At 46.5% G+C, this 26,324-nt stretch carries 29 protein-coding genes; 21 read left to right on the forward strand and 8 right to left on the reverse strand.

Annotated elements, in window-relative coordinates; all coding sequences use genetic code 11:
- Positions 1-117: 117 nt before the first annotated feature.
- The gene (locus CEF13_RS05415) at positions 118-1,269 is read right to left on the reverse strand and encodes a hypothetical protein (protein ID WP_102709774.1); all 1,152 of its coding nucleotides are present in this window, start codon (positions 1,267-1,269) and stop codon (positions 118-120) included.
- Positions 1,270-1,423: 154 nt separating this feature from the next.
- Here CEF13_RS05415 and CEF13_RS05420 point away from each other — a divergent pair, with 154 nt between their 5' ends.
- Positions 1,424-2,356, forward strand: a complete 933-nt coding sequence (locus CEF13_RS05420) for a VanW family protein (RefSeq protein ID WP_102709775.1) — start codon at positions 1,424-1,426, stop codon at positions 2,354-2,356.
- A gap of 79 nt (positions 2,357-2,435) precedes the next feature.
- Here the strand turns inward: CEF13_RS05420 and CEF13_RS05425 are convergent, their stop codons facing one another.
- Positions 2,436-4,463, reverse strand: coding sequence for a Na+/H+ antiporter (locus CEF13_RS05425; protein WP_102709776.1), 2,028 nt, complete (start codon positions 4,461-4,463; stop codon positions 2,436-2,438).
- A 119-nt stretch (positions 4,464-4,582) separates the two neighbouring features.
- A complete protein-coding gene (locus tag CEF13_RS05430; RefSeq protein WP_243864845.1) occupies positions 4,583-5,395 on the reverse strand; it encodes a helix-turn-helix domain-containing protein in 813 nt (270 codons plus the stop codon).
- A 169-nt stretch (positions 5,396-5,564) separates the two neighbouring features.
- Between CEF13_RS05430 and CEF13_RS05435 the strand changes: the two genes are divergently transcribed.
- The 3 genes from CEF13_RS05435 (at position 5,565) to CEF13_RS05445 (ending at position 8,073) form a co-directional block, all read left to right on the forward strand.
- Positions 5,565-6,374 (forward strand): phytanoyl-CoA dioxygenase family protein, encoded by an 810-nt coding sequence (locus CEF13_RS05435; protein WP_102709778.1) that lies wholly within the window; start codon positions 5,565-5,567, stop codon positions 6,372-6,374.
- Positions 6,343-7,227, forward strand: a complete 885-nt coding sequence (locus tag CEF13_RS05440; RefSeq protein ID WP_244917047.1) for a sugar phosphate isomerase/epimerase family protein — start codon at positions 6,343-6,345, stop codon at positions 7,225-7,227. The genes CEF13_RS05435 and CEF13_RS05440 overlap by 32 nt, the downstream gene beginning before the upstream one ends.
- 558 nt (positions 7,228-7,785) lie before the next feature.
- A complete protein-coding gene (locus CEF13_RS05445; protein WP_102709779.1) occupies positions 7,786-8,073 on the forward strand; it encodes a HesB/YadR/YfhF family protein in 288 nt (95 codons plus the stop codon).
- Positions 8,074-8,337: 264 nt separating this feature from the next.
- Here the strand turns inward: CEF13_RS05445 and CEF13_RS05450 are convergent, their stop codons facing one another.
- Positions 8,338-9,075 (reverse strand): Crp/Fnr family transcriptional regulator, encoded by a 738-nt coding sequence (locus CEF13_RS05450; protein ID WP_102709780.1) that lies wholly within the window; start codon positions 9,073-9,075, stop codon positions 8,338-8,340.
- 296 nt (positions 9,076-9,371) lie between these two features.
- Between CEF13_RS05450 and CEF13_RS05455 the strand changes: the two genes are divergently transcribed.
- The 3 genes from CEF13_RS05455 to CEF13_RS05465 are packed head-to-tail and all read left to right on the forward strand — an operon-like array spanning position 9,372 to position 11,662.
- Positions 9,372-10,154, forward strand: coding sequence for a formate/nitrite transporter family protein (locus CEF13_RS05455; protein WP_102709781.1), 783 nt, complete (start codon positions 9,372-9,374; stop codon positions 10,152-10,154).
- Positions 10,155-10,156: 2 nt separating this feature from the next.
- Positions 10,157-11,071: an L-lactate dehydrogenase gene (locus CEF13_RS05460; protein ID WP_102709782.1), complete on the forward strand. Its 915-nt coding sequence runs from the start codon at positions 10,157-10,159 to the stop codon at positions 11,069-11,071.
- 60 nt (positions 11,072-11,131) lie between these two features.
- Positions 11,132-11,662: a DoxX family protein gene (locus tag CEF13_RS05465; protein WP_102709783.1), complete on the forward strand. Its 531-nt coding sequence runs from the start codon at positions 11,132-11,134 to the stop codon at positions 11,660-11,662.
- A 75-nt stretch (positions 11,663-11,737) separates the two neighbouring features.
- Here the strand turns inward: CEF13_RS05465 and CEF13_RS05470 are convergent, their stop codons facing one another.
- Together CEF13_RS05470 and CEF13_RS05475 are read right to left on the reverse strand one after the other, a co-directional pair.
- The gene (locus tag CEF13_RS05470) at positions 11,738-12,004 is read right to left on the reverse strand and encodes a CD3324 family protein (protein WP_102709784.1); all 267 of its coding nucleotides are present in this window, start codon (positions 12,002-12,004) and stop codon (positions 11,738-11,740) included.
- Position 12,005: 1 nt separating this feature from the next.
- Positions 12,006-12,941 (reverse strand): hypothetical protein, encoded by a 936-nt coding sequence (locus tag CEF13_RS05475; RefSeq protein ID WP_102709785.1) that lies wholly within the window; start codon positions 12,939-12,941, stop codon positions 12,006-12,008.
- A 201-nt stretch (positions 12,942-13,142) separates the two neighbouring features.
- On the opposite strand from CEF13_RS05475, the gene CEF13_RS05480 reads away from it, so the two are divergent.
- The 10 genes from CEF13_RS05480 (at position 13,143) to CEF13_RS05525 (ending at position 21,854) form a co-directional block, all read left to right on the forward strand.
- Positions 13,143-14,063, forward strand: a complete 921-nt coding sequence (locus tag CEF13_RS05480; RefSeq protein WP_424991993.1) for a LysR family transcriptional regulator — start codon at positions 13,143-13,145, stop codon at positions 14,061-14,063.
- A gap of 301 nt (positions 14,064-14,364) precedes the next feature.
- A complete protein-coding gene (locus CEF13_RS05485; protein ID WP_102709786.1) occupies positions 14,365-15,195 on the forward strand; it encodes a transporter substrate-binding domain-containing protein in 831 nt (276 codons plus the stop codon).
- A gap of 27 nt (positions 15,196-15,222) precedes the next feature.
- A complete protein-coding gene (locus CEF13_RS05490; protein ID WP_102709787.1) occupies positions 15,223-16,011 on the forward strand; it encodes an amino acid ABC transporter permease in 789 nt (262 codons plus the stop codon).
- Entirely contained in the window at positions 16,001-16,711 is a 711-nt protein-coding gene (locus CEF13_RS05495) for an amino acid ABC transporter permease (RefSeq protein WP_102709788.1), read from the forward strand. The genes CEF13_RS05490 and CEF13_RS05495 overlap by 11 nt, the downstream gene beginning before the upstream one ends.
- Complete coding sequence (locus CEF13_RS05500) at positions 16,708-17,460, forward strand: amino acid ABC transporter ATP-binding protein (protein ID WP_102709789.1); 753 nt, start codon at positions 16,708-16,710, stop codon at positions 17,458-17,460. The genes CEF13_RS05495 and CEF13_RS05500 overlap by 4 nt, the downstream gene beginning before the upstream one ends.
- Positions 17,461-17,487: 27 nt before the next feature.
- Positions 17,488-18,498 carry an LLM class flavin-dependent oxidoreductase gene (locus CEF13_RS05505; protein ID WP_102709790.1) on the forward strand — a complete coding sequence of 337 codons (1,011 nt, stop codon included), beginning with the start codon at positions 17,488-17,490 and terminating at the stop codon, positions 18,496-18,498.
- Positions 18,495-19,685 carry an amidohydrolase gene (locus CEF13_RS05510; RefSeq protein WP_102709791.1) on the forward strand — a complete coding sequence of 397 codons (1,191 nt, stop codon included), beginning with the start codon at positions 18,495-18,497 and terminating at the stop codon, positions 19,683-19,685. Before CEF13_RS05505 ends, CEF13_RS05510 begins: the two co-directional genes overlap by 4 nt.
- On the forward strand, positions 19,669-20,799 hold the full coding sequence (solA, locus tag CEF13_RS05515) for an N-methyl-L-tryptophan oxidase (protein ID WP_280531336.1): 1,131 nt from the start codon (positions 19,669-19,671) through the stop codon (positions 20,797-20,799). Before CEF13_RS05510 ends, solA begins: the two co-directional genes overlap by 17 nt.
- A gap of 43 nt (positions 20,800-20,842) precedes the next feature.
- Positions 20,843-21,316 carry a DinB family protein gene (locus CEF13_RS05520; RefSeq protein ID WP_102709793.1) on the forward strand — a complete coding sequence of 158 codons (474 nt, stop codon included), beginning with the start codon at positions 20,843-20,845 and terminating at the stop codon, positions 21,314-21,316.
- A 325-nt stretch (positions 21,317-21,641) separates the two neighbouring features.
- Positions 21,642-21,854, forward strand: a complete 213-nt coding sequence (locus tag CEF13_RS05525; RefSeq protein ID WP_102709794.1) for a hypothetical protein — start codon at positions 21,642-21,644, stop codon at positions 21,852-21,854.
- A 90-nt stretch (positions 21,855-21,944) separates the two neighbouring features.
- Here the strand turns inward: CEF13_RS05525 and CEF13_RS05530 are convergent, their stop codons facing one another.
- Together CEF13_RS05530 and CEF13_RS05535 are read right to left on the reverse strand one after the other, a co-directional pair.
- Positions 21,945-22,841 carry an IS3 family transposase gene (locus CEF13_RS05530; RefSeq protein ID WP_102709795.1) on the reverse strand — a complete coding sequence of 299 codons (897 nt, stop codon included), beginning with the start codon at positions 22,839-22,841 and terminating at the stop codon, positions 21,945-21,947.
- A 35-nt stretch (positions 22,842-22,876) separates the two neighbouring features.
- Positions 22,877-23,197, reverse strand: a complete 321-nt coding sequence (locus CEF13_RS05535; protein ID WP_102709796.1) for a helix-turn-helix domain-containing protein — start codon at positions 23,195-23,197, stop codon at positions 22,877-22,879.
- A 369-nt stretch (positions 23,198-23,566) separates the two neighbouring features.
- On the opposite strand from CEF13_RS05535, the gene CEF13_RS05540 reads away from it, so the two are divergent.
- The 4 genes from CEF13_RS05540 to CEF13_RS05555 all read left to right on the forward strand — a co-directional run bounded on the left by CEF13_RS05540 (position 23,567) and on the right by CEF13_RS05555 (position 26,324).
- Complete coding sequence (locus CEF13_RS05540) at positions 23,567-24,100, forward strand: GNAT family N-acetyltransferase (protein WP_102709797.1); 534 nt, start codon at positions 23,567-23,569, stop codon at positions 24,098-24,100.
- Between the two features lie 33 nt (positions 24,101-24,133).
- On the forward strand, positions 24,134-25,462 hold the full coding sequence (locus tag CEF13_RS05545) for an LLM class flavin-dependent oxidoreductase (protein WP_102709798.1): 1,329 nt from the start codon (positions 24,134-24,136) through the stop codon (positions 25,460-25,462).
- A gap of 140 nt (positions 25,463-25,602) precedes the next feature.
- Entirely contained in the window at positions 25,603-25,839 is a 237-nt protein-coding gene (locus CEF13_RS05550) for a helix-turn-helix domain-containing protein (protein WP_102709799.1), read from the forward strand.
- A gap of 161 nt (positions 25,840-26,000) precedes the next feature.
- Positions 26,001-26,324 carry a transposase gene (locus CEF13_RS05555; RefSeq protein WP_102709321.1) on the forward strand — a complete coding sequence of 108 codons (324 nt, stop codon included), beginning with the start codon at positions 26,001-26,003 and terminating at the stop codon, positions 26,322-26,324.

The raw sequence follows: 26,324 nt of genomic DNA on the forward strand, positions 1-26,324 counted from the left end.
TCTCATTTACTCTCTTTCTGGCCTCCAGTAAGGATCCGATTAACCTCTAGTAAATGCAAACATAATTATAGCATGTCTTCCAATTAGATGCACAAGGCTTAAGCGGAAAGAGGATATTCAGTACTGAATATCCTGAAACCGCCAAGGTGATTGTGTGGATTCCCGTTTGAATAGAAACTGGTAATGCATGCTTTGCGGAGAATGGTTTTTGCTCTCGATTGTAATAGGCAACTTAATCTCAGCAGTCAAGCTGTCCGTTATTTCGCTATTGCTGTTCATGCTGCTGTTCTTAGGCTTAGCCTGCTTTTGCACGCGAATTGAGCGAAGTGACTCTAATTGTTGAACGAAATAAGCGAGTTTTTGTTCGGGAAGTCCTGTTGATAGCTGCTTAAGCAGATCCTTATCCTGATGATTCATTACTTCGATAAAAGTTTTAGCTAATACATGAGGTGCGGCAGAGTCGAAATAAGCTGTCAGGTTGCCGGCTGCTTTGTTTACCATAACCTGATGGGTGATATCTGGCTCATTCGATTTATGCGTGCTGCTCAGGTGAAAGTGAATGCAGAAGTGTCCAGAGAAATTGTTCTCCGGTATTCCATCGCCTCCATGGGGCATGCCATTCATCGATGCAGCGATCCAATGCTGATCGGAATGAACAAGTACGGCTTTGCGCTTCCAGCTCCAATGATCTTGATAGATTTGTTTCATTATTCGAGTGTCTTCTTTCGTTACGGGCTGTACGTCGGCGTGGTCTCTTCCTGCGCGTCTCTGAACATGAAAAGTAAGTCCGCTTTCTAAATCGGTAACGGTAAATATGCTTTTATTAGGTAAGATGAGCTTGGCCTCTTCCCAAGGAATCCTTTCACCATAATGGTGAGTACGGAGCGCTTCTGCTAAATGAAGCAGTTTGTCTGAGCCTGCTTTCGGTAAAATAATTCGTTTATGTTCGGATTCGTCCCATAGACTTCCTATCCGCTCTAATCGAAGCTGTGTTTTAGAATGTCCATTGCGCAAGCTGATTTCGATATCTGGAAAGAATGAACCTTCTGCAGCAGTCTCCAGCTTTGCATTTTGTAAAGCTTGATACATTTCTTTGCTTTCGATATCGAGCTCACTCATATAAGTGGAATTTGGGCTCGAACGGACTGTAATCGTCAGCGCGGCTTTTTTGTTTTTTTCCGCAGCCTCTACACCTATCGGCATCGCAAGTAGTATGAGCAGCAGAACAGCAGTCCCAATAGACAGGATATACTTTATATGATTGTTCACCTCATTTTCCTCCATCCATATCACATTGCTATAATCTTTGTATAATCGTATTTTCAGCAAATACATCTAAAAATATGTGAGCTGTTTATCGTGCATGTCCTAATCAAATTAAACTCATACTACTCTAGATACAAAATGGAGGAGATGATTGTATATGGGACTGCATGTTCTTTTAGCCATTTTATTTCTTTTTCAGCATGCTGAATTACCTCAATATGTAAAGATTGAGCTGGATGGTCAAACCATTGAGGAAGTAAACCGGTTTGACTATATGGAGCCGCTGCCCGGAGTGCCGATTGTAAATGAGGGCAAGCTGAATAAATTGATGGGGATAATTGAAAAGCGTGTGCGACGGGAGCCTATTAATGCTTCGCTAGATGGCGGCGGCAGAATCATTCCGGAGATAGCAGGCAGTAAGCTTGACCGCAGAGCATTTCAGGTGCAGTTTCATAGCTTTATTTATGAAGGTGCGCCATTAAATTTGGAAGCTCCCTTAATGAAGGTATATCCGAAGGTGGACAGCGAGCTTATGTCCTCCCTACAAGGGAAAAGGATTGGTCAGTATACTACATATTTTAATTCCAATAATAAAAACCGCTCTTATAATATTTCGCTTTCGGCTAAAGCGATCAATAATTATGTCGTGTTTCCTGGCGAGACATTCTCCTTTAATGGCGTTGTAGGGAAACGAACGAAGGAGAAAGGCTATCTTCGTGCTCCCGTTATCGTTAGAGGGGAGGTGTCGGAGGATATTGGCGGGGGCATTTGTCAAACCTCATCCACCTTATTTAATGCTATAGACCGCGCTGGCTTGCAAATTATACAGCGTTATTCCCATAGCAAGAATGTGCCCTACGTGCCGCCCGGCCGCGACGCAACGGTGAGCTGGTACGGCCCTGATTTCGTATTCCAAAATAAATACAATCAGCCGATCCTCATTAGAGCCTTTGCTGGCGGCGGTCAAATGAGCATTGTTATCTATTCATCGGATGTGATTGATGATAAACCGCGGGAAGTGCCTAATGCATCGCGAAAATTGCCGGAAGAAATCAGGACCGAAATGGATGCCAGCGGTTTTGAACCCTAAGTGAATCAGTGTGTTAAACAAAAAGGGCAGATACTTCAGTAGATGATCTACTGTAGGATCTGCCCCATTTATGCTAAACTTATTCTTGCTCAAGAATATAAGCCTCTCTATCGCGAGTAATCCGTCTCAGCTCATTCGCAATATCACGTGTAATTTCCCCGCGTTCATACAGCCTTTGAACTTCATCCCGTTCTGCTTGTATGGCTATCCAATGCAAATCTCTTTTCACTTCTTCTTTCCCATTGAATTCGGCCTGCCCTCTTGAATACGGCTTTGACAGCCTATTTTTAATCATATGGTAATGGTTTATAATGACCTCCACATCTCTTTTGTTCGGGGAGGTTCGCAGCTTTTCGAAGGATTCGATGACAGCATTGCTTGTTTCCAATTTAATTTTTTTCAACACGTCACGATCAGGCTTGGATAGCTTGCTTGTAGCATTTCTCGCAGGATCTTTGGATGTAATAGCTCTCAATTCTCTAGCTATATACTTCAGGACGATGTACCAGAGATGCGTACGCCGAGACAAAATAAGCTCTAGCTGCTCTAAGCTGCCGAGAAATAATGCAGCCTGTTCCTTGCTTATTTCCCCTTTTTTCAGAAGTTTGCGAGTGGTTAGACGCTCAATTTCGATTGCCTCGATCCGCAAATCCACCTCTTTCTTATTGAGGCGAATGTTGCTTTGCTTATGCCCATTCGGCTGGGATTGCCTTATCCATCGATTATAATCAGCAATTGCTGCAGCGGCTTCCGCTTCATTGCTCTCATCCGTTGCATAATGAATGGCTTGAATAGCTGCGCTCATCATTTTGAGTTCACCCTGTCGTTCTTTCTTTGCAAGCTCTGCATCTTGACCTCCATCTTTTTTGGCTAAAAGGGGAAGCAGGATGCTTGCTGAAAGCAGCGAAAGCAAGATGACGGCCGTAGCGAGAAATATAACAAGGCTACGCTCTGGAAAAGGACTTCCATTATCAATAAAGAGTGGAATGGAGAATGCGCCTGCAAGCGTTACAGCTCCACGAACGCCGGATAATGAAGTCATCGCAAGCATTTTGAAGGAAAGCTGCTTATCATTTTTAGTTCCGCCAAATATTTTTCCGCCCTTTGAAAAGGCAAAGGTCCACAAAAAACGTAGCAGGATGAGCATCAAGAATATGACCAAGGCATAAAAGATTACCTTGAAATTATTAAAATCAGGACTTATCCAAATAATACTGAAAACATCGGGTATCTGTAAGCCAAGAATTACAAATACGAGTCCGTTTAAGATGAAGATAATGACAGACCACGTATTGTCGGAAACCTCATGGGTCCGCGGCATTGCTTTATAGGAGCGATCACGCTCAACCGCGTGCATGACGCCGCCGGCTACCGCAGCTAGAATGCCGGATACGCCTAATTCCTCTGCGGTTATATAGAGTGCGAAGGGAGTTAGGATATGTATGAGCATATGCATCGTTTCGTCTTCAAGACCGGAACGCCGCAGCATGAAGCGCAGTCCCGTTACCAGTGAAGCCAATATGGCACCGACAGCAAGACCGCCAATCGCGATAATCAAGAAGCTAACGCTTGCCTTTGGCAAAGAGAAGGCGCCGGTCACAGCAGCTGCAACGGCAAATTTGAAGGCGACAAGTCCAGAAGCATCGTTCATGAGTGCTTCTCCTTCAAGCAAATGCATCAAACTCCTCGGAAGCTGAATCCTTCCTGCCAATGCGCTAACGGCTACTGCATCGGTTGGCGATAAAATAGCAGCAAGTCCGAATGCAACCGGAAGCGGGATAGACGGGATCATCCAGTGAATCGCATATCCAAGCAAAAATACGGTTGTAAACACAAGACCAACAGCCAGCAGGAAAATAGGAGCGCGAAGCCGCCACAACTCACTGCGGGGCGTATGCTTGCCATCGTTGTAAAGAAGCGGAGCGATAAATAACAGGAAAAAAACTTCAGGTTCCAGCTGCAGATGAATGCCTGAGGGGATGATCGTTACGGCTGCGCCGAGAGCAATCTGAATAAGTGGAACGGGAACAAAAGGAATTTGACGATTGATAACATTTGAAACGCCTATGAGAGCAAGGAGAATCAAAATTGCAATAAATAACTCCATCCAAATGCTTCTCCTTTCGAGAAAATCGCATGCCTATATGGCACACAGACCGTGTGAAATGTATACGATATATTCATATACCACGATTGCAATTATAACAAACCTCGCATGATCTATTATTAAGATTTTTGCCGCATTTTTTTCTTATAACCACTCGGACTGATCTCCATCCATTTATGAAATTGATTAATAAAATGATTGTAATTGATAAAGCCGACATCGTAGGCAATGTCCGCCGAGCTCCGGTCTGTATGCTCAAGCAGAAGCGCAGCTTGACGAATTCGCATGCCATTTAATGCATCAATAATAGATTGTCCGGTGCTTTCCTTGAAAAGATGGGATAGCCTCGACGGGGACAAGCCTACGGAGCGGGCAAGTTCGTCTATTGTGATAGGCTCGCGCATGCTCTGTGACAATCGGTGAAGCGTCTCCTCAACGCGGCTATCGAGTCTTTGCTGTCTTCTTTGAGCCAGCACAATGAGTACTTCGTTAAGAGAGGTGAGACAAAGCTCATTCCAATAGCTGTTTCGTTCTCTGGAGTCTATTAGTATTCTCATAAAAGCGCGATAAATACGTTTTCTGGAAGTGTCATTAGCAACCGTCTGATTATATATCGGGTGGTCGGGGAGAACGCTGGCCGGCATCCAATTACCGGAGAAATGAGCCCAAAGGAAATGCCACTCCTTTCCTTTCGATGTGCCATACTGATGCGGTGTTCCTGAACGCAGCAAGGTAACGTCCCCCGGCATGCACAGCAGCTGCTTTTCTGGCGTTTTGAAATAGCCCTCTCCGCCAATCGTATACGTAATTAGCCAATCTTCCATTCCTGAAGGGCGGCTGTGCGTGTAGGTATCGGGCTCATTGAAGTGGCCGGCGATGACGAAGCCGCGGTCTTCTCCAGAATAATCGGAAGGCGAATCTACTCTAGCCAAGTACAGGCCTCCATCCATTTTTTGTTGAAATAAGCATACCGCAATTCTAATGGAATGACTAGCCGCATAGCAGGATTGTGTGACAAATAAGCAAGATTGTTACTTCATCTCCCCCCCTCTATCTTCTATACTTAAAGCAATAAAGGAAGTGTCATAAGGAGGAAGTGACATGAGCATTTCATTAAGAGCATTGTCGCAAGAGCAGAAGCAGCAGTTCCAGGAGCAAGGCTATTTAATCGTAAAAAGCTTATTTACTACAGAGCAGTTAACCGAAATCGAAGAAACGTTCGAGCAAATTAGTCATCAGACGATACCGGGCTATTTCGAACCTAGCCTGGAGTTGGAAGAGACTGACCCGCTGAAGCGTTATCCGAGAGTCATGCATCCGCATCGATTTAATGAAACAGCCAAAAAATATATGCTGCACGCCCCTGTTCTAGATATTCTGGCGGACCTGTATGAGGAAGAAGCATTGGCGGCGCAAAGCATGTTCTATTATAAACCGCCGGGCTCGCGAGGTCAGGCGCTGCATCAGGACAATTTCTATTTGCAGGTTGAGCCTGGGAATTGTATAGCAGCATGGACAGCTGTAGATGCTGCGAACGAGGAGAACGGCGGGCTGCTTATTGTACCGAAGACGAATGATTATGACATCGTATGTCCGGACCTCGCCGACTCTAATGAATCTTTTACGACACACTATGTTAAGCCGCCTAAGGATGAGAAGGTTGTGCCGGCCATTATGGATAAAGGCGATGTTCTTTTCTTTAATGGCAATCTGATTCACGGTTCTTATCGCAATAAGACAAAGGATCAATTCCGCCGCGCATTTATTTGCCATTATGCGAATGAATCAGCTTCAAAAATATCGCATTTCTATAAGCCGCTCTATCGAGCTGACGGTACGCCGATTGAGCTGGAGGATAATACGGACGGAGGACCATGCGGTGTTGAATTCGAAAACGTCTACCCGCATTAATCGTAATAACGAGCTCGCCGTGCATATGTCCTGGTGGGGGATGTCGGGTCTAGGCGAGAATGGACGTGAATGGACGGTTGAGGAGAAAGTACGGCAGATTGCAATTGCAGGCTTCGATGGCATTAATGGATTTATCCCTTCACCAGAGGATGAGGAAGTGTGGAGGAGGCTTCTGGACGATAACGGATTAGCATTTAGCGTAAACGCTTATCCCACAGAGGCTGCCCAAATGGAACAGTATCTTCAGAAGGCTAAGGGGTACGGCGGGATCGACTTTATTAATACGCAGGTGATGATCCCTTTTCTCATCGATAAGCCAGCCGTAAATTTGCTGCGTGATCTGAACCATTTATCAGCTGAATATGAAATTCCAGTATTTATCGAGACGCATCGAGGTACCATTACTCAAGATTTGATTCGCACCGTTGATTATGTTCAGCAGCTTGGCGACCTCCCGTTAACGATCGATTTCTCGCATTTTGTGGTCGCCGGTGAAATGCACACCATTTCGGATGAAGCAGAGAAGCTTCTACAAGAGGTGCTTGTCCATACAGCAAGCATTCATGCGAGAGTATCCAATGGCGAACAGGTGCAGGTAGATATTGGAGCTCAAGCTGAGCATACTATGGTTCCGCATTACAAACGCTGGTGGAAGCAAGGGATGAAGCACTGGCTGTCAAGAGCGGCCGATAGTCAAAGCTTCCCGGTTGTATGTGAGCTGGGTCCCGCTCCATATGCGATCACGGTTGATGAGTACAGTGGGCGCAAGCAGGAAATCAGCGACAGATGGCAGCAATCCTTATTGCTGAAGGAGCTGCTGCACGGCTTATGGTCTGGGATTATGGAAGAGTAGCTTCATCAATAGTTAACAGAGTGGATAGATTGATCAATAAATAGCTGTATTCCGTATATTTACGGGATACAGCTATTATTGTTGATGAGGATGCGAATGTGGAGTTGGATGCAGTTGTGATCTACGAAATATAGGCGGAATAAATTCACATATTGAAACTAAATGATGAGGGAGGCAGCATATGATGGAGATAACATTACTTTTTGAAACTAACTAGTCTCTCAGGTTCAAATGGTGCAAAATTTTCGCGTTTAGTTTCAATTAATGATGTTAGAGCAGCGATAACAGCTCATGCCAACGGATAACATGACGAATATGTTTTGCAGCCAAAACGTTTCCCGATTGCTATCGTTCTTTTGAAGCAAAGGTTGACAGTGCCCAGTAAATTCGTGATGATGAAGTAGAGAAGCCCTGCAATGAAGTCATACAAATCAAACGATAAGCTGCAACATTCTGGTGTTTGATATAGAGGTTCACGGTTAATCAACCAGGTTAGGCTAAAGGTCCATGGACAAGGCTAGGTGTGTTTACAGATCAGAATAAAGGAGCTGGCAGACGATGAAACTAGTGGTGGAGCAAACGGCGGCACGCTGGTATAAATCAGAAATGGAATTAGTAGATGGAGATGCGGTACGCATTTATGTCCGTTTAGGCGGCTGTGGCAGCGTTCATCCTGGTCTATCTCTAGGTGTTATTAAAGATACTCCAAGAAATTTGGGGATTAGCCAAGAAGTCGATGGCATTATTTATTTTATCGAAGAGGATAATATATGGTATTTGGAAAATAAATCGCTTCGCATTTCGTTTGACGAGAAATATGAAGAAATTGCAATGGTTGTCGAGTAACGCTATCAAAATTTGAATCTGCTTATACAGCGCCGATTATCTCACTGTGTGACAATATGCAAAAAAATAGAGCACTGACTGCCTAATACGCAGTGTGGTGCTCTCTCTATAAATGCCTGTTGACCAACGTTTTATGATTGTACACCAACTTTGTAGCCTACACAATTCTCGCACTTCACACCTCACAATTATTGTCATCTGCATAACGTGTATAAGACGTATTTCTACGCTGCTCGCTTACGTTACCCACCATTTTGCTCCGAGTTACACCCTGCAAATCTCAACGGGGCATTGCTCACAGCGGCAAGTGCTCTGAAGATATTTCATATCTTTAATGGTAATGGTGCCTCCTTTAATATCGATAATGTCCGATTTATGCATAGTGTTCAGCATCCGATTGACGCTTTCCCGTGTAGCACCGATCATTTCCGCAAGATCCATATTGGTTGCTTTATAGTTGATCGTAATATTATCACCTTGTTTTACTCCGTAGGAGTTGCTCATCCGAATAAGCAGCGAGCAGAGTGCGCCAGGCTTCCCATAAAGCAGCAGGTCGCGGAATTTAACCTGTGTCATCCGGTACATGGCACCCATCCATCTCATAAATTCGATAGCTAGGTCTCCGTTATGAAGCAGCAGCCTCTCCAGATCTCTTTGATCGATAACTCCAAATTCAGCATCCTCAATCACTTCTGCGCTGAACGGTTGAATAGAAGGCTGAAACGGTGTGATCTGACCGAACATATCGCCCGTATGATGAAGGTAAAGCGTAATTTTGTTTCCGGTGTCTGTTGTTTTCGTAAGCTTAACGCGGCCTTTCCTTACATAATACATGAACTCCGCTGATTCGCCCTCTTGGAATAAGCGGCCGTGTTCATCTACTTTCTTTGTATACATAATTCCTTTGAGCTTATTAAAGTTCTCTTTCGTGAAAAAAGCAGCTACCCCGGTATCCCGCTTGCTCTCTTCTTCATGCAGAACGGTGTATTCGCTAATGGCCATTGCCGCTAAACCCCTCTCATTACATCTCTTTCCTCTATTCTAAATGGATATAGAATGGCTGAGTATCAGGGAAGCTCCCCATTATTTCGGCTTTTTTTGCCGTATACCCTGACTCATATTTCAGGGAATTCCCCGACATACAACTGGAATATTTTAACCTAGAATAAGGGTATGGAAAGCGAAACAACAAAGCATCGCCAGCAGCAAAGGCGGATGAAGAGAAGCAGAAACGATGAATAAATGCTCTGAATACTAGCTATTTTGATTAGGCTATACGGGCTTTAGGAGGTGGATAAATGGAGCATGTTCCTTTAAGAAGAGTTGAACAGCTTGCTCTGAAGAAGCAAAAGGTGTTTATGGCAAGCAAGCTGCGATATATATTGAGATCCATGTTAGCCAGTATGTTTATTGGTTTTGGTGTAATCGTAGCATTCAAAACAGGGAGCTTCTTCTATGTCGAGCACAGTCCGCTTACCTATCCCATGGCGGCGATTACGTTTGGTGCAGCAATTATTCTTATCGCTTATGGAGGCGGTGACCTTTTTACGGGCAACACCTTTTACTACACCTTTACAGCGCTTCGCGGCAAAATGAAATGGCGCAATGTAATCAAGCTGTGGTGCACGAGCTACGCAGGAAATTTTCTCGGAGCGGTCGCCTTTGCCTTACTGATCTGGGCAACTGGATTGTTCAAGGATGCATCCGTTAACGGCTTTCTGTTAAGCGTAGTAGAGAAGAAGCTGCATGCACCGATGCTGGAATTGTTTTTTCGAGGATTGCTTTGTAATTGGTTAGTCTGTTTAGCCTTCTTCGTACCGATGACACTGCGTGGGGATGGACCAAAGCTGTTCGCAATGATGCTGTTTGTATTCTGTTTCTTCATCTCTGGCTACGAGCACAGCATTGCAAATCTATGCACCTTCGCTATTGCACTGGTGCTGAATCATCCCGGTACGATATCGCTAGGAGGCATGATACACAATCTAGTGCCGGTGACGCTAGGAAACTTGGTTGGCGGTTCAGTTCTTATGGGTGTCATGTACTACTTTGTAAATAAACCATTTGATGAGGTGGAATAGAAATGAAAAAGACAAGAGTTGTAGTTATTGGTGTTGGAGCAGTAGGCTCCACGACGGCATATACGTTATTGCTTCGCAGCAGAATGGATGAGCTCGTTCTTATCGATGCGAATGAAGGGAAGGCGGTAGGTGACGCGCTGGATATGAATCATGGCATGCCGTTTCTCGGGCAGACCAAGGTATGGGCAGGATCTTACGAGGATTGCAAAGGTGCTGATATCGTCATCATTACGGCAGGAGCAGCACAGAAGCCTGGCGAGCCGCGGCTTAATCTATTAAAGCGCAACATCGCTATTTATGAGAGCATCGTCTCTGAAGTGCTGAAATACAATGAGGACGGCATCCTGCTTATCGCAACGAATCCCGTCGATATTATGAGTTACTTCTGCTGGCAGAAATCAGGTTGGCCGACGAATCGAGTTATAGGTTCCGGAACCATTCTCGACAGTGCGCGCTTCCGTTATCTGATTGGCGAGAAGCTGCAGCTGGATCCGCGCAGCGTTCATGCCCACATCATTGGAGAACATGGCGATTCTGAGCTTCCAGTATGGAGTCTAGCGAATGTGGCAGGATCCCAGCTTAACCTGACCGAGGAAGAACAGGCTGATATATTCGTTCACACTAGAGATGCAGCCTATGAAATTATCGAAGCGAAGGGTGCGACTTACTATGCCATAGCGCTTGCGCTGGATCGCATTGTAACAGCTATTTTACGCAATGAATCGGCCGTACTAAACGTATCAACGCTTGTTGAGAATTATCACGGCTTATCCGATGTTTATATGGGCGTACCTTGTGTTGTTGATCGTCAAGGAGTCAGGGAGGTGCTGGATATTCCGATTACAGAGGAAGAGAAGGCATTGCTGCATCGTTCGGCTAACAAGCTGAAGGAGCTTATTGAAACGATTTCGGTTTAACCTTATTAATCTCTTGATTACAGAGTTTGAATCTCGTTCAAAAAAAAGGAGCGGATCATCATGTTAATGGGCTGGGTAAGAGAAAATAAATATGCAGCAGGGTTGTTGCTTTTGCTACGCGTCTACTTGGGATGGGAATGGATGAGTGCAGGCTGGCATAAGCTAACTGGTGGATTTGATGCAAGTGGTTTCTTGAAAGGAGCAATTGGCAATCCGGTTGTAGACAAAGCGACGAATGAGCTTATTTATCCAACATTCACGGCATTCGTAGAGCATTTCGCTTTGCCAAACGCGAAAATTATTAATTTTATGATTCCACTAGGTGAATTTCTAGTAGGTCTGGGACTTATTATCGGGGCACTCACTACGATCGCTGCCTTCTTCGGACTTCTGATGAACTTCATGTTTATGTTCGCAGGCACCGTATCGACTAACCCTTGGATGATCCTTATCGGAACGATCATCTTGGTTGCAGGCACAAACGCCGGTAAATTCGGATTAGATTACTTCGTCCTGCCGTACCTGCGCAAGCTATTCTTAAAATTCAGTAATAATGATACTACTGCAAGTGGCAAGACGGTTATTCGTTAGATTAGCTCATAGGCAAGCCCCTTTGCAAGCTTCATGGCAGAGGGGCTTTTTCTATAAGCGTACTTGTTTCTTCTATCATTTCTGTCTATCATAAATAATTCGCCGTACCCGATCTTCGCTTAAGCTGTAAAGATCTACTAACTGGCTAATAGTAAACCCGGACTTATATTTCTTAACGATCTCAGCGTTTCGTTCGTTTAACTCTTCACGAATTCCTGTAGCTTCTCCCCAAGTTTGCCGCTCTGTTTGTGGGATGTAGATGTGCTTGCCTCTGACATGCTTCTGAATTTCCTTGATCAAATGTTCAGGCAATATATCCTTGGCATTGACGTATTTTTTCATATCACACCTTTTTATATAAATGAATAGTACTCATATTTTCTATCCCAAAATCGTCAAAGCCTTCTCGAATCATAAGGGCAAAAATATTGAAGTCTTTCAAAGTGATTCGAGTAATGACGTGGCTAACCCCGAGCTGCTTCGTTGAAAGCAATGCGGCATGCAGCAGCCTCTGCATCTCTGACTTACTCCACTGAAATACAGGTCTGAAATACAGCGTAAATGCATAAGCACTAAGATTTTCTTGTTGGCTGCTGCTTTTCGGTTCTACATCGACATGATAGTAGGCCAATCCCATTATTTCATTCGTATGCTCATCACGTAAAGTTAGCAGGACACTTGCTGGGTCATCCATTCTTTCGGAGATAAAGCTTTCACCATCATCTATTAATAACTTCTTGATAGCTTCATATTCATCACGGGACGGGAGCGTAATGTTGACATTATTGAAGTGCTCTGGTTCCATCCAATCGTCGAGATGTAGCAAAATTTGCACATTAGAATATTCTTCTGATAGGAAGCCAAATTTCTCCCATAAGGAAATTTCACTATTTCTGATTTGGCCAAATTTGCTGAAAGTAAACTTGTAAAGCTTTTCTCCACCGTTCTTCCTTACGACTTCTATGCTTACCTCTATTAATTTGGTTAATACATCTTCGTAACCTTCGATACAGCCGAATATAATGTTTCCGTTCTTCGTTATTGGTGATAAAGAAACGCCCATAAACCCAATAATCTGACCATTTTGCTCCGCAAGAAAACCATTCTTTAGGGAAACGTTTGAGAATTCCTCCTTAAGCTCATCGGTAGTGGTGCTTAACCCTTGAAAGGTGGGATCGGGATTAAATCTTTTTGCTGTATCATTCATCATTTGGTGCAAAAGTGTGAAATCATCCTGCAGCGTAATTTGCCGAACCAACCATTGTGGTTTTTCATCCATATCCTATCACTCCCCATTTACGTTCTAATTACATTATCCCTAATAGTAACAATGATTTAAATGTTGAGTATTTGTATAAAATACTTCGCCATTAATTATCAGCTAACCTTTTCTCATACCGCATTGATGTTTGTTGACAGCGGCAGTTTAGTTTGTTATTTTTAAAATATTATAATCTTATTGGTTTAGTTGGTATTAGTTGTGCCGGAGGTGTTTCCAATCAACATAGAGAATATAGAGGCATTCGTATACGTTATTCATTGCGGAAGCTTCAACAAAGCGGCAGACGCTTTGTATTTATCCCAGCCATCTGTTACGGCTCGTATTAAATCGCTTGAGCATGAGCTGGATTGCAAGCTGTTTGACCGACAGGGAAAGCAGGTTCAAATAACAGAGGACGGCAAACGTTTTCTCCCCTACGCGCAGCAGCTGCTCCTTATCTATCAGAAGGGGAAGCTTCATATTAATCAGAAGAAATCGCTCCCGAATGAATTCCGAATCGGCTGTACGGTGTCGGTTTCTAATTATATTATTCCAGATTTATTGCCACGCTTGAAACAGAAGTTTCCGAATACCCATTATAAGTTTGTGACAAGCACGACGGATGAGATCGTAGGCAAGGTGCTGAGCAAGGAGGTAGACATCGGGTTTGTTCGTAATGTGAATCATCCCAGCTTGCAATCCATTAAGTTCTATGAAGATCCCATAAGGCTTTATGTTTATGAGGAACATCCTTTTCTTCAAAATGAGAATATTACGATTAAAGAAATCGCCGAGCAGCCGCTCGTTTTTTTTGAATGCGGCTCATTAGATTGGCTTCGCATTCATCGGGTTTTTGAAACGCTCGACATACCGCCCAATATTCAAATACAGACGGATAATTCCGAAATGGCCAAGAAGCTGGTCATACAGAAAGCAGGTATTGGGTTTCTGCCCAATTTGTGCGCGCAGCAGGAAATACGGGAGGGTAAGCTTTACCCGATCCGAGTGCCGGGAACGGAGGGCATTTATCTACAAACAAATGTCATCTCGCATCATGGCGAGCACACCGAATTTCTTGAATCAATCATAGAAATTAATAAAAGCTTAGCCCATGAGAAGCAAAGCTTATCGGTAAAATGAAAGCTATTATAAATAATTTCTATTATGAAACGAGTCGTTCGCTATGATACATTTATATTGTCAGTAAAGCTGATCGGAATAGTTTAATTAATCGTAATCGTCCGCTGCTCTTTCTGGAGCAGCGGACGTTTCCATTTCACAAAACTTAATAAAAAAAGCTGATTTACATATAGAAAATCTCTATTAGCAAGAGCATTGACGGGGCTGGTAAGGGGATGGTAAAGTGAATTCACCGTTAAATCTTACTTAACAGGTAGGAATTATAAGGTTTAAAAATCGGAATGAGTTGGGGGAATTGAAAATGAAGAAAAGCCTTATGATATCGATTGCGTTAGTCCTTGCACTTACACTGGCGGGCTGCGGAAATAATGCGGATACGAATGTGAAGTCAGCAAGCGGAGAAACATCCAAGACAGTCAAGAAAATTGTAGTAGGTACGGGAACACAATTTCCGAAAGTTTGCTTTATTGATGAGAACGGCAAGCTAACCGGATTTGACGTGGAGTTGGTGAAGGAAATTGACAATCGGCTTCCCGATTATGAATTCGATATCCAAACGCTTGAATTTACGAATTTGCTGTTAAGCTTGGAAACGAAAAAAATTGATATGGTTGCGCATGAAATGGAGAAAAATCCGGAGCGTGAAGAGAAGTACCTATTCAATAAGGAGCCCTACGCCCACTGGAGAAATAAAATCGTAGTAGCCAAAGACAATGATTCCATTCAATCGCTTGATGATCTGAAAGGCAAGAAAGTACTGACTACAGCTACAAGCGCACAATCAACGATTCTCGAAAACTATAACAAGGCCAATGCGAACGCCATAAAAATTGTTTACCAAAACGGCGGCGCAAACGACAGTGTTGCACAAGTGACGTCGGGACGCGCAGACGCCTTTCTATCCGCAGACTTTACGCTATCGCTAGTCGATACGAAGAATGAGCTAAAGACAGTAGGTCCAGCGCTTAGCGAAGCAGATATATTGTTCATGTTCCGTAAGAATGATCCAGAGGGTCAGAAGCTTTCTGATGCAGTGGACGTGGCGATTAAAGAGCTGAAGGCTGATGGCACACTAGCTAAGCTAAGTGCCAAATGGCTGGGCGATGACTTTACTTCCAAAGAAACGAAATAAACGTATGGTGAAAGGTGAGATGGCGGGATGGGAGAACCAATTGATATCAGCTATGTGCTTGAATATCTAATAAAGCTGCTGCCTACCTTGAGAATCACTCTCCTCATCGTGGTGAGCTCCATCGTAATCGGGCTGGGCGTCGGGTTTATCGTCGCCCTTCCCCAGCTCTATAAGATTCCGATTCTACGGCGATTTTCGCAAATCTATTTATCCTTTTTCCGAGGGACGCCGATTTTAATTCAGCTCTTTTTGTTTTATTACGGTCTGCCTGAAGTGCTGAAGCTTGTTCATATGGATGTGTCGAGAGTACCTGCCTTGTATTTCGTCATTTTAACTTATGCGCTGCATAGCGGGGCTTATTTGGCAGAAATGATACGAGCCGCGGTTGGCGCTGTTGATCGCGGTCAGGTCGAAGCGGCTTATGCGGTTGGGATGACGGGCTTTCAAGCTTTTACGCGAATTGTGCTTCCTCAGGCGATTGCGATATCAATACCGGTATTTGCAAATTTGGTAATTGCGAACTTGAAGGATACCTCATTAGCCTTCTCGCTCGGAATTATGGAGTTGACGGGAAAGTCGCAGACGCTTGCCGTGATGTCCAGACATTTTGTAGAAACGTATATTTCGCTCGCTCTCATCTATTTTGTCATTAGTTTTGGACTCGAGCAGCTGTTCCATTTACTGGAGCGAAGAATGCAAAGGCATAATCGACGTGCTGCTACAGAAAAGAAGGAGCAAAGCAGCAAAAAGCTCAGATATCGCTGGTTATCTGCCGGAATAGGCTTTAGTAGAGGAGGAAGGGAGAATGAAGCTTGATTTCGGATTCATATGGACCGCTTTTGTTCAGCTGCTAACCGCTGTGCCTACAGCTTTGGCCATAACGGCTGTATCCGTATTTTGCGGGCTGCTTATCGGTACGGCAGTTGCCGTTATTAGATTGTATAAAATTCCGGTATTGTATCCAATCGCTACTTCCTACGTCACGTTCATTCGTGGAACGCCAATGCTCACCCACTTATTGCTCATTTATTTCGGACTGCCAATCATCGTAGACAGCTTGGCTGAGGCACTTGGCTTATCATTTCGATCGGTATCCATACCGATGATCGGGTTTGCGTATATTTCTTTCTCTATCACGGCGGGTGCTTACATGTCAGAGGTCGTTAGATCAGGCTTGCTCGCGGTAAACCAAGGACAAATCGAAGCCGCATATTCCATTGGCATGACAACAACGCAAGCGACAAGGCGGATTGTATTGCCTCAAGCCTTCGCAGCCAGCTTGCCTAACTTATCGAATATGGTGATCGGCATGCTGCATGGGACTACGCTCGCCTTTACCGTATCGGTCGTCGATATTAACGCGAAAGCGCAAATTGTTGCGACAACGAACTGGAAGTTTTTCGAAGCTTACCTTGCTGCTGCTATTATTTTTTGGGGACTGACCATTATAATCGAGCGCCTGACCGCATTAGCCGAGAAGCGCTTCAACCTTTACAACCGAGGCGGTGTTTCATGATTAAGCTGACTAAGATACGAAAGAGCTTCGGACGCAATGAGGTGTTGAAAGGAATTGATCTTACAGTTGAGAAGGGCGAGGTTGTTGCAATACTGGGGCCAAGCGGCTCCGGCAAAACAACGCTTCTGCGCTGCATCAACTATTTGGAGAAGCCAAATGACGGCGTGATCTCCATTGATGATTTCACGGTCAACTGCAAACGTTCCGGCAAAAAGGATATTCATACCCTTCGCCAGAAATCGGCAATGGTATTCCAGCAATATAATCTATTTCGTCATAGGACTGCGCTTGAAAATGTGATGGAAGGTCTCATAATCGTGAAGAAAGAGCCGAAAGAGTCAGCCCGCAGCAGAAGCGTGGAGCTGCTGGAGAAGGTCGGGCTTGGCAATAAGCTCGATGCTTATCCGAGCGAGCTCTCCGGCGGTCAGCAGCAGCGGGTCGGTATCGCAAGAGCGCTGGCGCTTAATCCAGAGGTTATCCTGTTCGATGAGCCGACGTCAGCGCTTGATCCAGAGCTGGTCGGGGAAGTGCTTGCCGTTATTCGGAAAATAGCAAAGGAAGGCATCACGATGATTATCGTTACCCATGAGATGAGCTTTGCTCAGGACGTTGCCAGTCATGTTGTCTTTATGGATGAAGGCATTATCGTCGAGCAGGGTAATCCGCGTGATCTGTTTAGATCGCCAAAGGAAGAACGAACCAAACAATTTTTGAAACGGATCACCCCCGAAGGCATTTATTCCATCTAACGATAAACGATAAAGGAGTGCAGCGTCATGTCACTTAAATTTGGCATTTTGGATCAAAGTATTATTTTTCCCGGGCAAACTGCTTCAGAAGCACTCGGCAATACAGTTAAGCTGGCGCAGTTGGCTGAGACGCTTGGTTTTGAACGCTTCTGGGTGTCGGAGCATCACGATTCGCCGGGAATGGCAGGCTCCTCGCCGGAGGTACTGATTGCTTATTTGCTCGCGCAAACGAAATCGATACGAATAGGGTCGGGAGGCGTCATGCTTCAGCATTACAGCCCTTATAAAGTGGCAGAGAATTTCAACGTGCTTGCTTCCTTGGCGCCGGGACGGGTTGAGCTCGGCATCGGACGTGCACCGGGCGGTCTGCCGCGGTCAACGAAGGCGCTGCAGAAGGGTGTAGCGGAATCTGCTGCTCTCGCAGAGAAGCTGACGGAGCTTGAGGGGCTGCTTCACGCGCCAACGGGAAATGAGCATCCGCTGCCAGGCCTCCAGGCAAGTCCCATTCCCGTGCAACCAGCCGATATTTATTTGCTTGGCACGAGTATTTCCAGCGCAGAGCTGGCTGCTGAGAAGGGTTATCCCTATGCCTTTGCTTTATTTATTAACAATGACCCCGATACGGCACATAAAGCTTTGGAAGCTTACCGGACTCAGTTCAATAGAGAGCATGGAGCAGTGCCGAAGACCATTCTCGCCTTGTCCGTCATCGCCTCGGATTCAGAGGAAGAAGCGAATGCTTTGGCTGGACATTTCAAGAGCGTAAGAGTAACGCTCGCAAGCGGCAAAACAATAAATGTAGGATCACTTGAGCAAGCGGAAGAATTCGCCAGACAAGCGGGCGAGACTTATACGGCAGAAGAGAGAGAGGCAGATATTACGCGCGGCACGAAGGAGACGGTGCGGAAGCGGCTGCTTGAAATACAAGAGCAATACGGCGTCGATGAGTTTATATTCACCACCATTGTGCCTGACTTTGCCAAACGCATTCGTTCATTCGAGCTATTGAAGGAAGCGTTCGAGGAGGAATTGGTATGAGTGATTTCTCTGCTGGCTCCATTGGGCAGCAGCTGTCAACCATCCGCAGGCATTTGCATGAGCATCCCGAGCTGTCCCATGAAGAATTTGAAACGACTGCCTCCATTGTGGCATGGCTGACGGAAGCAGGCATCCGAATCGTTGATTATGGTCTCAAAACAGGCGTTATTGCGGAGGTTGGCGGCTTGCATGGAGGACCGGTCATCGCGGTGAGAGCTGACATCGATGCGCTTCCGATTCAGGAGGAGACGGGACTGTCCTTCGCCTCGAAGGTGCCGGGCAAGATGCACGCCTGTGGCCATGATTTCCATACAGCTGCGATCCTTGGAACGGCGTTTCTGTTAAAGGAACGTGAACAGGAACTGCAGGGTACGGTTCGATTTCTATTCCAGCCCGCTGAGGAGAAGGCAAAGGGCGCCATTCAGCTCATCAAAAGCGGCGCATTGAATGGGGTGCAGGCTGTATTCGGCATGCATAATAAGCCTGATCTGCCCATTGGAACGATAGGAATCAAGAGCGGACCAATCATGGCTGCGGCTGACGGCTTTATTGTCGAGGTCGAAGGACGCGGCAGTCACGCAGCGGTTCCGGAGGCAGGACTTGATCCGATCGTAACGGCGGCTCATATCATTACAGCGCTGCAATCCATCGTCAGCCGGAACGTGAGTGCGCTCGACAGCGCGGTAATTAGCGTGACAAGGCTGCATGCGGGAACAGCTTGGAATATCATTCCGGAGAAGGCGGTATTCGATGGGACTCTCCGCACTTTCGATGAGGAAGTGCGCCTTAAAGTACGAACTCGCCTAGAGCAGGTCGTAAATGGTGTAGCTTCCGCATTTAATACGAAGGCGCAGGTAAGCTGGATCGAAGGACCGCCGGCAGTCGTTAATAGTGGGAGGTGGGCCGAGCAAGCTGCGTTGACGGCTGAAGCGCTGGGATACGAGGTTGTTGAGCCGTCTCCGTCTCCAGCAGGCGAGGATTTCGCTTTCTATTTGAAGGAAACAGAAGGCGTATTCGTATTTCTAGGAACGGCAGGACCGCAGGAATGGCATCATCCCGCTTTTGATTTGGATGAGGGAGCGCTGCCTGTTGCAGCTTCGTTCTTCACTGCGCTTGCGATTGACGCTTTAAGCAAGCTGTCTGAGGAGAGCCTTCGAGGAGGACGACAGCATTCCGAAATCATATGATGTGATCGTCGTAGGAGCGGGCTCAATGGGGATGAGTGCGGGATATGAGCTGGTGGCGCGAGGAGCGAAAACATTGCTGATCGATGCCTTTGATCCTCCGCACAGCATGGGCAGCCATCACGGTGAGCCGCGCCTCATTCGGCATGCTTATCATGGCGGAGAAACCTATGTGAGAATGGCGCTGCGTGCGGATGAGCGGTGGCTGGAGCTGGAGAGGCTTTCGGGCAAGAAGCTCCTTGAGCGATCAGGTGTATTGAACATGGCGGAAACGAGCTTTTACAATTATGACAATAGGCTTGATGATGCGGCTCTCCATGGTGTTCAAGTCGAACGGCTTCGGGCGGATGAGATTAATCGCCGTTTCCCGGGCATAAAGCTATCTGGCTCCTTTCAAGGCATGTATGAACCCAATGCAGGCTATCTATACAGCGAGAAATGCGTTGCAGCTTATAAGGAGCAGGCGATCGCAGCCGGGGCGGAACTGCTCGTAAATAGCATTGTTACCACGATCAAGAACGAACGAGCACAGGTAACCGTCTATACGGAAAAGGATTCCTTCACAGCAACCAAGCTGATTATTACTGCAGGCGCTTGGTTCAAACTGCTTTCGCCGTATGTCACGCTTCCGATTCGGGCCGTTCGTAAGGTCGTAGGCTGGTTCGAAGCGGAATCCAACGAATTTGATGCAGGAGTTTTCCCGGGTTTTACTTGGGGAGGCACAGATGGCGTCTACTATGGATTCCCAAGCATTGGAGGAGCAGGCGTTAAGATAGGACGTCATGATACAGGTGTAGAATGGCTGCCTGGTCAGCCGATCGCGCCGTTTGGTACTTATCCGGAGGACGAAGCGGATCTTCGCCGCGCACTTGAAGCTTTTATTCCTGGAGCGGCTGGCAGGCTGCTGCAAAGCGCGGTATGCAAATACGAGTTTACGCCTGACGAGGATTTTATTATAGATACGCATCCCGAGCATGCTAATGTGCTGCTTGCTGGCGGCTTCTCCGGGCATGGCTTTAAATTCGCAAGCGTAGTCGGAGAAATATTGGCCGATAAAATAGAACAAAAAAAAGATGCTTATGATCTTCGCTTATTCCAATTAAGCCGTTTCGCTTAAGTGAAGATTAGATAACTTTAGTTAATGATAAGGGGGAGTATATATGAGTCAGTCAACAGCTCAGGTTGAAGCGTATTTGCACGCTTACGATGAAATCGAGCAGGAAATTGCCGAGCTTTCTGAGGAGCAGCTTAAATGGAAAGGCTCTTCACAGTCATGGAGCGTAACTGAGGTGCTTTCCCATCTTGTTGATCACAGCATTGTTGTATCCTTTCGTATTCGCGACATATTGGCCGGCTCAGAAGTGCGTCTTCCAGCCTTTAATCAGGATGCTTGGGTATCCGGTCAAAAGGCGAACGAGGGCCATGCAAAGGATATTCTTAACGCAGCTCGGGCGTTGGTTCAGTATAATGGTCTGCTATTTAATCGTCTGACTGATGAAGAGTGGAACAAGGCAGGCATTAATGCCAAAGGCGATCCTGTTGCGATTGCAGCTATCGTTCCTGCTTTTGTCGCTCATGTAACGAATCATTTGGCTCAAATTCGCCGGATTAAGCAGGCGCAAAGCGGCGCGTAGCGGCGATTGAGCGGCAAATGTGATGCAGAAGTGCAGCACATGGAGCGCGGAGCGGCGATCGAGCGATGAATGTGCTGCAGAAGTGCATCACATGGAGCGCGGAGCGGCGACCGAGCGGCGAATGTGATGCAGAAGTGCAGCACATGGAGCGCGAAGCGGCGATCTAGCGCTGAATGTGATGCAGAAGTGCAGCACATTCAGCGCGGAGGGGCGATCGAGCGGCGAATGTGATGCAGAAATGCAGCACATGGAGCGCGGAGCGGCGACCGAGCGGCGAATGTGATGCAGAAGTGCAGCACATGGAGCGCGGAGCGGCGATCGAGCGATGAATGTGATGCAGAAGTGCAGCACATGGAGCGCGGAGCGGCGCTCGAGCGATGAATGTGATGCAGAAATGCAGCACATGGAGCGCGAAGCGGCGATCGAGCGGCGAATTGTGATGCAGAAGTGCAGCACATGGAGCGCGGAGCGGCGATTGAGCGGCGAATGTGCTGCAGAAGTGCAGCACATGGAGTGCGAAGTGGCGATCGAGCGATGAATGTGATGCAGAAGCGGCTAGGCCCCCTAATTCTGGAGTCTTGCCCTACAATTTTACTGGTTTCGTAGACTCACTTGTTTTTTTGAGTTATTACATGGCTTTATGGAAGGCAGATGAGTCTTCCAGTGTATTGACCCACGCTGAAAACTTAACTGGAGGCATCAGCTTCAAGCTGCCGTGCATCTTGCGATTATTGTAAAAGTCCATATAGTGATCGAGTGCCTCATAGGCTTCCTCAAAGGTCATGAAGCTCTTAAGGCTGAAAAGATCTCGTTCAAGTAGGCTATGGAACGACTCGATGTAGGCATTCATATTCGGTGTCCGGGGTGGGATGCGTTCATGCACGACCTCCAGACTCTCGCACGTGTCTCCAAACAATTTGCTAACGAATTGCGGTCCGTTGTCTGTTCGAATCACCGGCATCGTATCGCCTGATTCTATGCGGTTCTGAAGCGCCCCATATAACGTTTGGACAGCATGCTTGGCTTCACATACCGGCCCCCTATATTGTCCAACGACAACGCGGTCAAACACATCGATGATACTGAGCACGAAAAAGAAACGCTCCTGTCCGATGACATAGCCGTATTTAATGTCCATTTGCCACAGCTGGTTAGCCCCCGTTACTACCCGGTTCTTTGGTAGTCTGCGCGGATGTGCCGGAATTCGTTTACGCTGTTTTTGAAGGATATCTAACTCATTGCAGAGACGGTACGCTTTCTTTTTGTTCAGAGGGAGCTCACGTTGGTTCCGGATGCAGTGTGCAAGCAACTTGTAGCCGTAGACGTGTTCTTCGCCTTCAATGAGCTCTAGCAGCCATTCCTTAATTTGTTCGTCACTAACTTTTTCCCCTGTTACTGTGAATGAATAGCCTGGAACAGGTCGACCTCTCCGGTCACCTGCAGGACATTCCACTGTCTGGCTGGTGGCTCGCTTTTTACGGTCGTAGTAGGTGGATTCGGATAGCCCAAGGATGCGCAGAACCACTGCAGTTGCTTCCCCCCGCTTAATAAATAGGTCTGCTATTTCGAATTTCTCGGATAAGCGGGGGCTTTCTTTTTTAGCAGTTCACGTAGAATCTCGATTTCGAGTTCCTTCTCACCGAGCACCTTAACGGCCTTTTCATAGCGTTGTTCTACCTCTTGCAGCCGTTGAAGCTCTTGCAGATGTTCATCTGCCATTGGGATTTCCTCTAGTGGGATTGTATCACGGTAGTCCCTGATCCAAGCACGGATCGTTTCCGGATGGATGCTATACATGCGGGATAACACCCCCACCTTGATACCAGCTAACGCTTCTCGAACAATTTTAAGGCGTGCTTCCTCATTCAGCCTTTTTCCCATACTGCTTCATCTCCCTTGTCCTAAGTTTAAATTATTGGATGGGAGGACTCCAGTTTAATTAGGGGGCCTAGGAGGAAGTGCAGCACATGGAGTGCGAAGCGGCGATCGAGCGGCGAATGTGATGCAAAAGTGCAGCATATGGAGTGCGAAGCGGCGATCGAGCGATGAATGTGATGTAGAAGTGCAGCACATGGAGTGCGAAGCGGCGATCGAGCGGCGAATGTGATGCAAAAGTGCAGCACATGGAGCTCTGAGCGGCGATCGAGCGGCGAAAGTGATGCAGAAGTGCAGCACATGGAGCGCTAGACTCCAACCGCATGATTTAGATGTATATCCGTACAACCCATTTGGATGAAAGCTGGTGGAGACATGTCAGGTGAAGCCATTTCGATTCGATTTAGTAAGCCCGCGGATCAAGCCGCAGTCGAGGAAGTGCTATTGGACGCTTATGGACAATATGAACGGGAGCTGCCGGAGCCAGCCTGGAATCAGTATAAGGAAAGCATATTGGCAGCTAATGCAGGAGCATTAACAAAAGCGCGCTTAGTTGCTGAACGCAATGGCAAAATTGTCGGCAGTGTATTTCTGTTTGATTCCTCCGAGGCGGCATACGGACGTACGGACCTCAACATTCATTCGCCGATAATTCGGCTGTTGGCCGTATCTCATGAAGCTCGCGGTTACGGTGTAGCGACGGAGCTCATAAGAGCTAGCGCTAAGCTTGCAAGGGAGTGGGGTGCAGAAACGCTACATCTTCATACATCCGATATGATGGGGTCCGCTGTCAGACTGTACGAGCGGCTAGGCTTTAAGCGGGCTTTCGATAAAGATTTGTACAACGGAGAAACGCTCGTCAAGAGCTATCTTCTTTCATTGAAGGAAGCGGCATTGCTTCAGGCTTAGGGATACGATCATCAATTTGAGGAGGTACGTATAATGGGGAATCGCAAACAAATTAAATTTGGGGCTTTAATTCATGGCGTTGGAGGCAATGTATCGGCTTGGCGCCATCCTGAAGTGCCAGCCGATGCAAGCGTGAATTTTCAATTTTATACACAGCAGGCACAAACGGCGGAGGCAGGGAAATTCGATCTTGTTTTTATTGCCGATGGATTATACATTAATGAAAAATCGATTCCACACTTTCTCAATCGGTTTGAACCGCTTACGATATTATCCGCTTTGGCTGCTGTTACGTCCAAAATAGGTCTAGTCGGCACTTTATCCAGCTCCTACAGCGAGCCGTTCACCGTTGCAAGACAGTTTGGCTCTCTTGATCATATTAGCGGCGGACGTGCCGGCTGGAATGTCGTTACTTCGCCGCTCGAAGGCTCTGCCAGCAATTTCAGCAAAACGACTCACCCTACACATGATGAGCGTTATCGAATCGCCGAGGAATATTTGGAAGTAACACGCGGGCTTTGGGATTCATGGGAAGATGACGCCTTCGTAAGAGATAAAGAAGCAGGCGTGTTCTTCGATCCCTCCAAGCTGCACCGGCTTGATCACAAGGGACAATATTTTTCCGTTCAAGGACCGCTAAATATTGCCCGCTCGAAGCAGGGGCATCCGGTTATTTTCCAAGCAGGCTCATCAGAAAGCGGCAAGCGGCTTGCAGGAAAAGAGGCAGATGCGGTATTCACCGGACATGAGAGCATAGAAGAGGCCAAAGCCTTCTATAAGGATGTGAAGGATCGCGCAGTGGCAGAGGGGCGTTCCGTTGATGACATCGTCATCCTGCCGGGCATCGGACCAATCATTGGCCGCACGGAAGAGGAAGCGGAGCGTAAATATCAAGAGCTGGCAGAGCTGGTTTCGATTGAGAATGCACTCAATTTCCTAGGACGTTTTTTCGAGCATCATGATTTTTCTCAGTATCCGCTGGATGAAGCATTCCCTGAGCTAAGGGACCTGGGCAGCAACAGCTTCCGCAGCGGAACGGACAAAATTAAGAAATCGGCCAAAGAGAACAAGCTAACGCTCAGGCAAGTGGCGCTTCAATCTGCAACCCCTCGCGGACCGTTTATCGGCACACCTGAGAAGGTAGCTGATCTTATTCAGCAATGGCATGAGGAAGAAGCTGCGGACGGGTTTATCATCCACACATCGATTCCTAGCGGATTAAAAGATTTTGTAGAGCTGGTTGTTCCGATTATTCAGGAGCGGGGCATATACCGGAAGGAATATGAATCGGATACGCTGCGCGGCAACTTAGGTTTGCCGATTCCGGCTAACCGCTACACGAAAGAAAAGGTAAACAGCTAAAAAAAAGAATTGTTTAAGAAAGCGTTAAAGCAGAGCGGCGGACGATATGTCTGCTGCTTTTTATTTGATAGGATGAGCATTATGATGGAATTTAGGCAACAATGGTGTTATAGGCTTAATTAGAAGGAGGGCAATTATCGATGAAACTAGAGCTGGGAAACTGCTTGCTGGAGCAGCGCTTGCACGATTGCGGCATGACGAGGGAGCAGCTCGCGAGGGCGCTGTTCATCAAGCCTGAGCGGATAGGAGATTATATCGACAATAAGCGAGTCATGCCTCTTAAAGCAGCTATATCTATTGCGGATACAGTCCAATGCGATGTGCGGGATCTTTATGAATGGCATCCTATTATTCAGTCATCTATCAGCAATGAATAGGAAATGAGGCTATAATATACTTGTTAGCGGACACAGGAGCCGTTATATACAGCAAATATCTTTGTTTTGGGAGTATTGCGGACATCAACTATAAAGCCCCCTAAACCACTTAGACACTTTCTGCCACTTCAGATACACTAAACGAAGTGAGGAATAGATCGATGAAAAGAAGGTTTAGGTGCCCTGTTGAAGCAAAGAAGGAGTTCGTCGTAGAGGTGCTAGCCGGCTACCGTACAGAGGTGGTGGCGAGAAAGCATGGTATGTCTCCTAAAACGCTAAGCAACTGGGTTCGTCAATATCAGGACGAGGTGGGCGAGCTAATGGTCAAGAGACAAGATGATGTGGAGAAGCTAAAAAAGGACGCAGCTAAACTTGATGGGCTTCAAAAGAAATACAACGAAGCGATGAAGCTGCTGGGCGAAAAAGAATTGGAGAATAACATTCTTAAAGATCTGGTTAAAAAAAAGTACCCCGACTGGAAATAG

This window comes from Paenibacillus castaneae (assembly GCF_002884445.1).
Lineage (GTDB): Bacteria > Bacillota > Bacilli > Paenibacillales > Paenibacillaceae > Pristimantibacillus > Pristimantibacillus castaneae.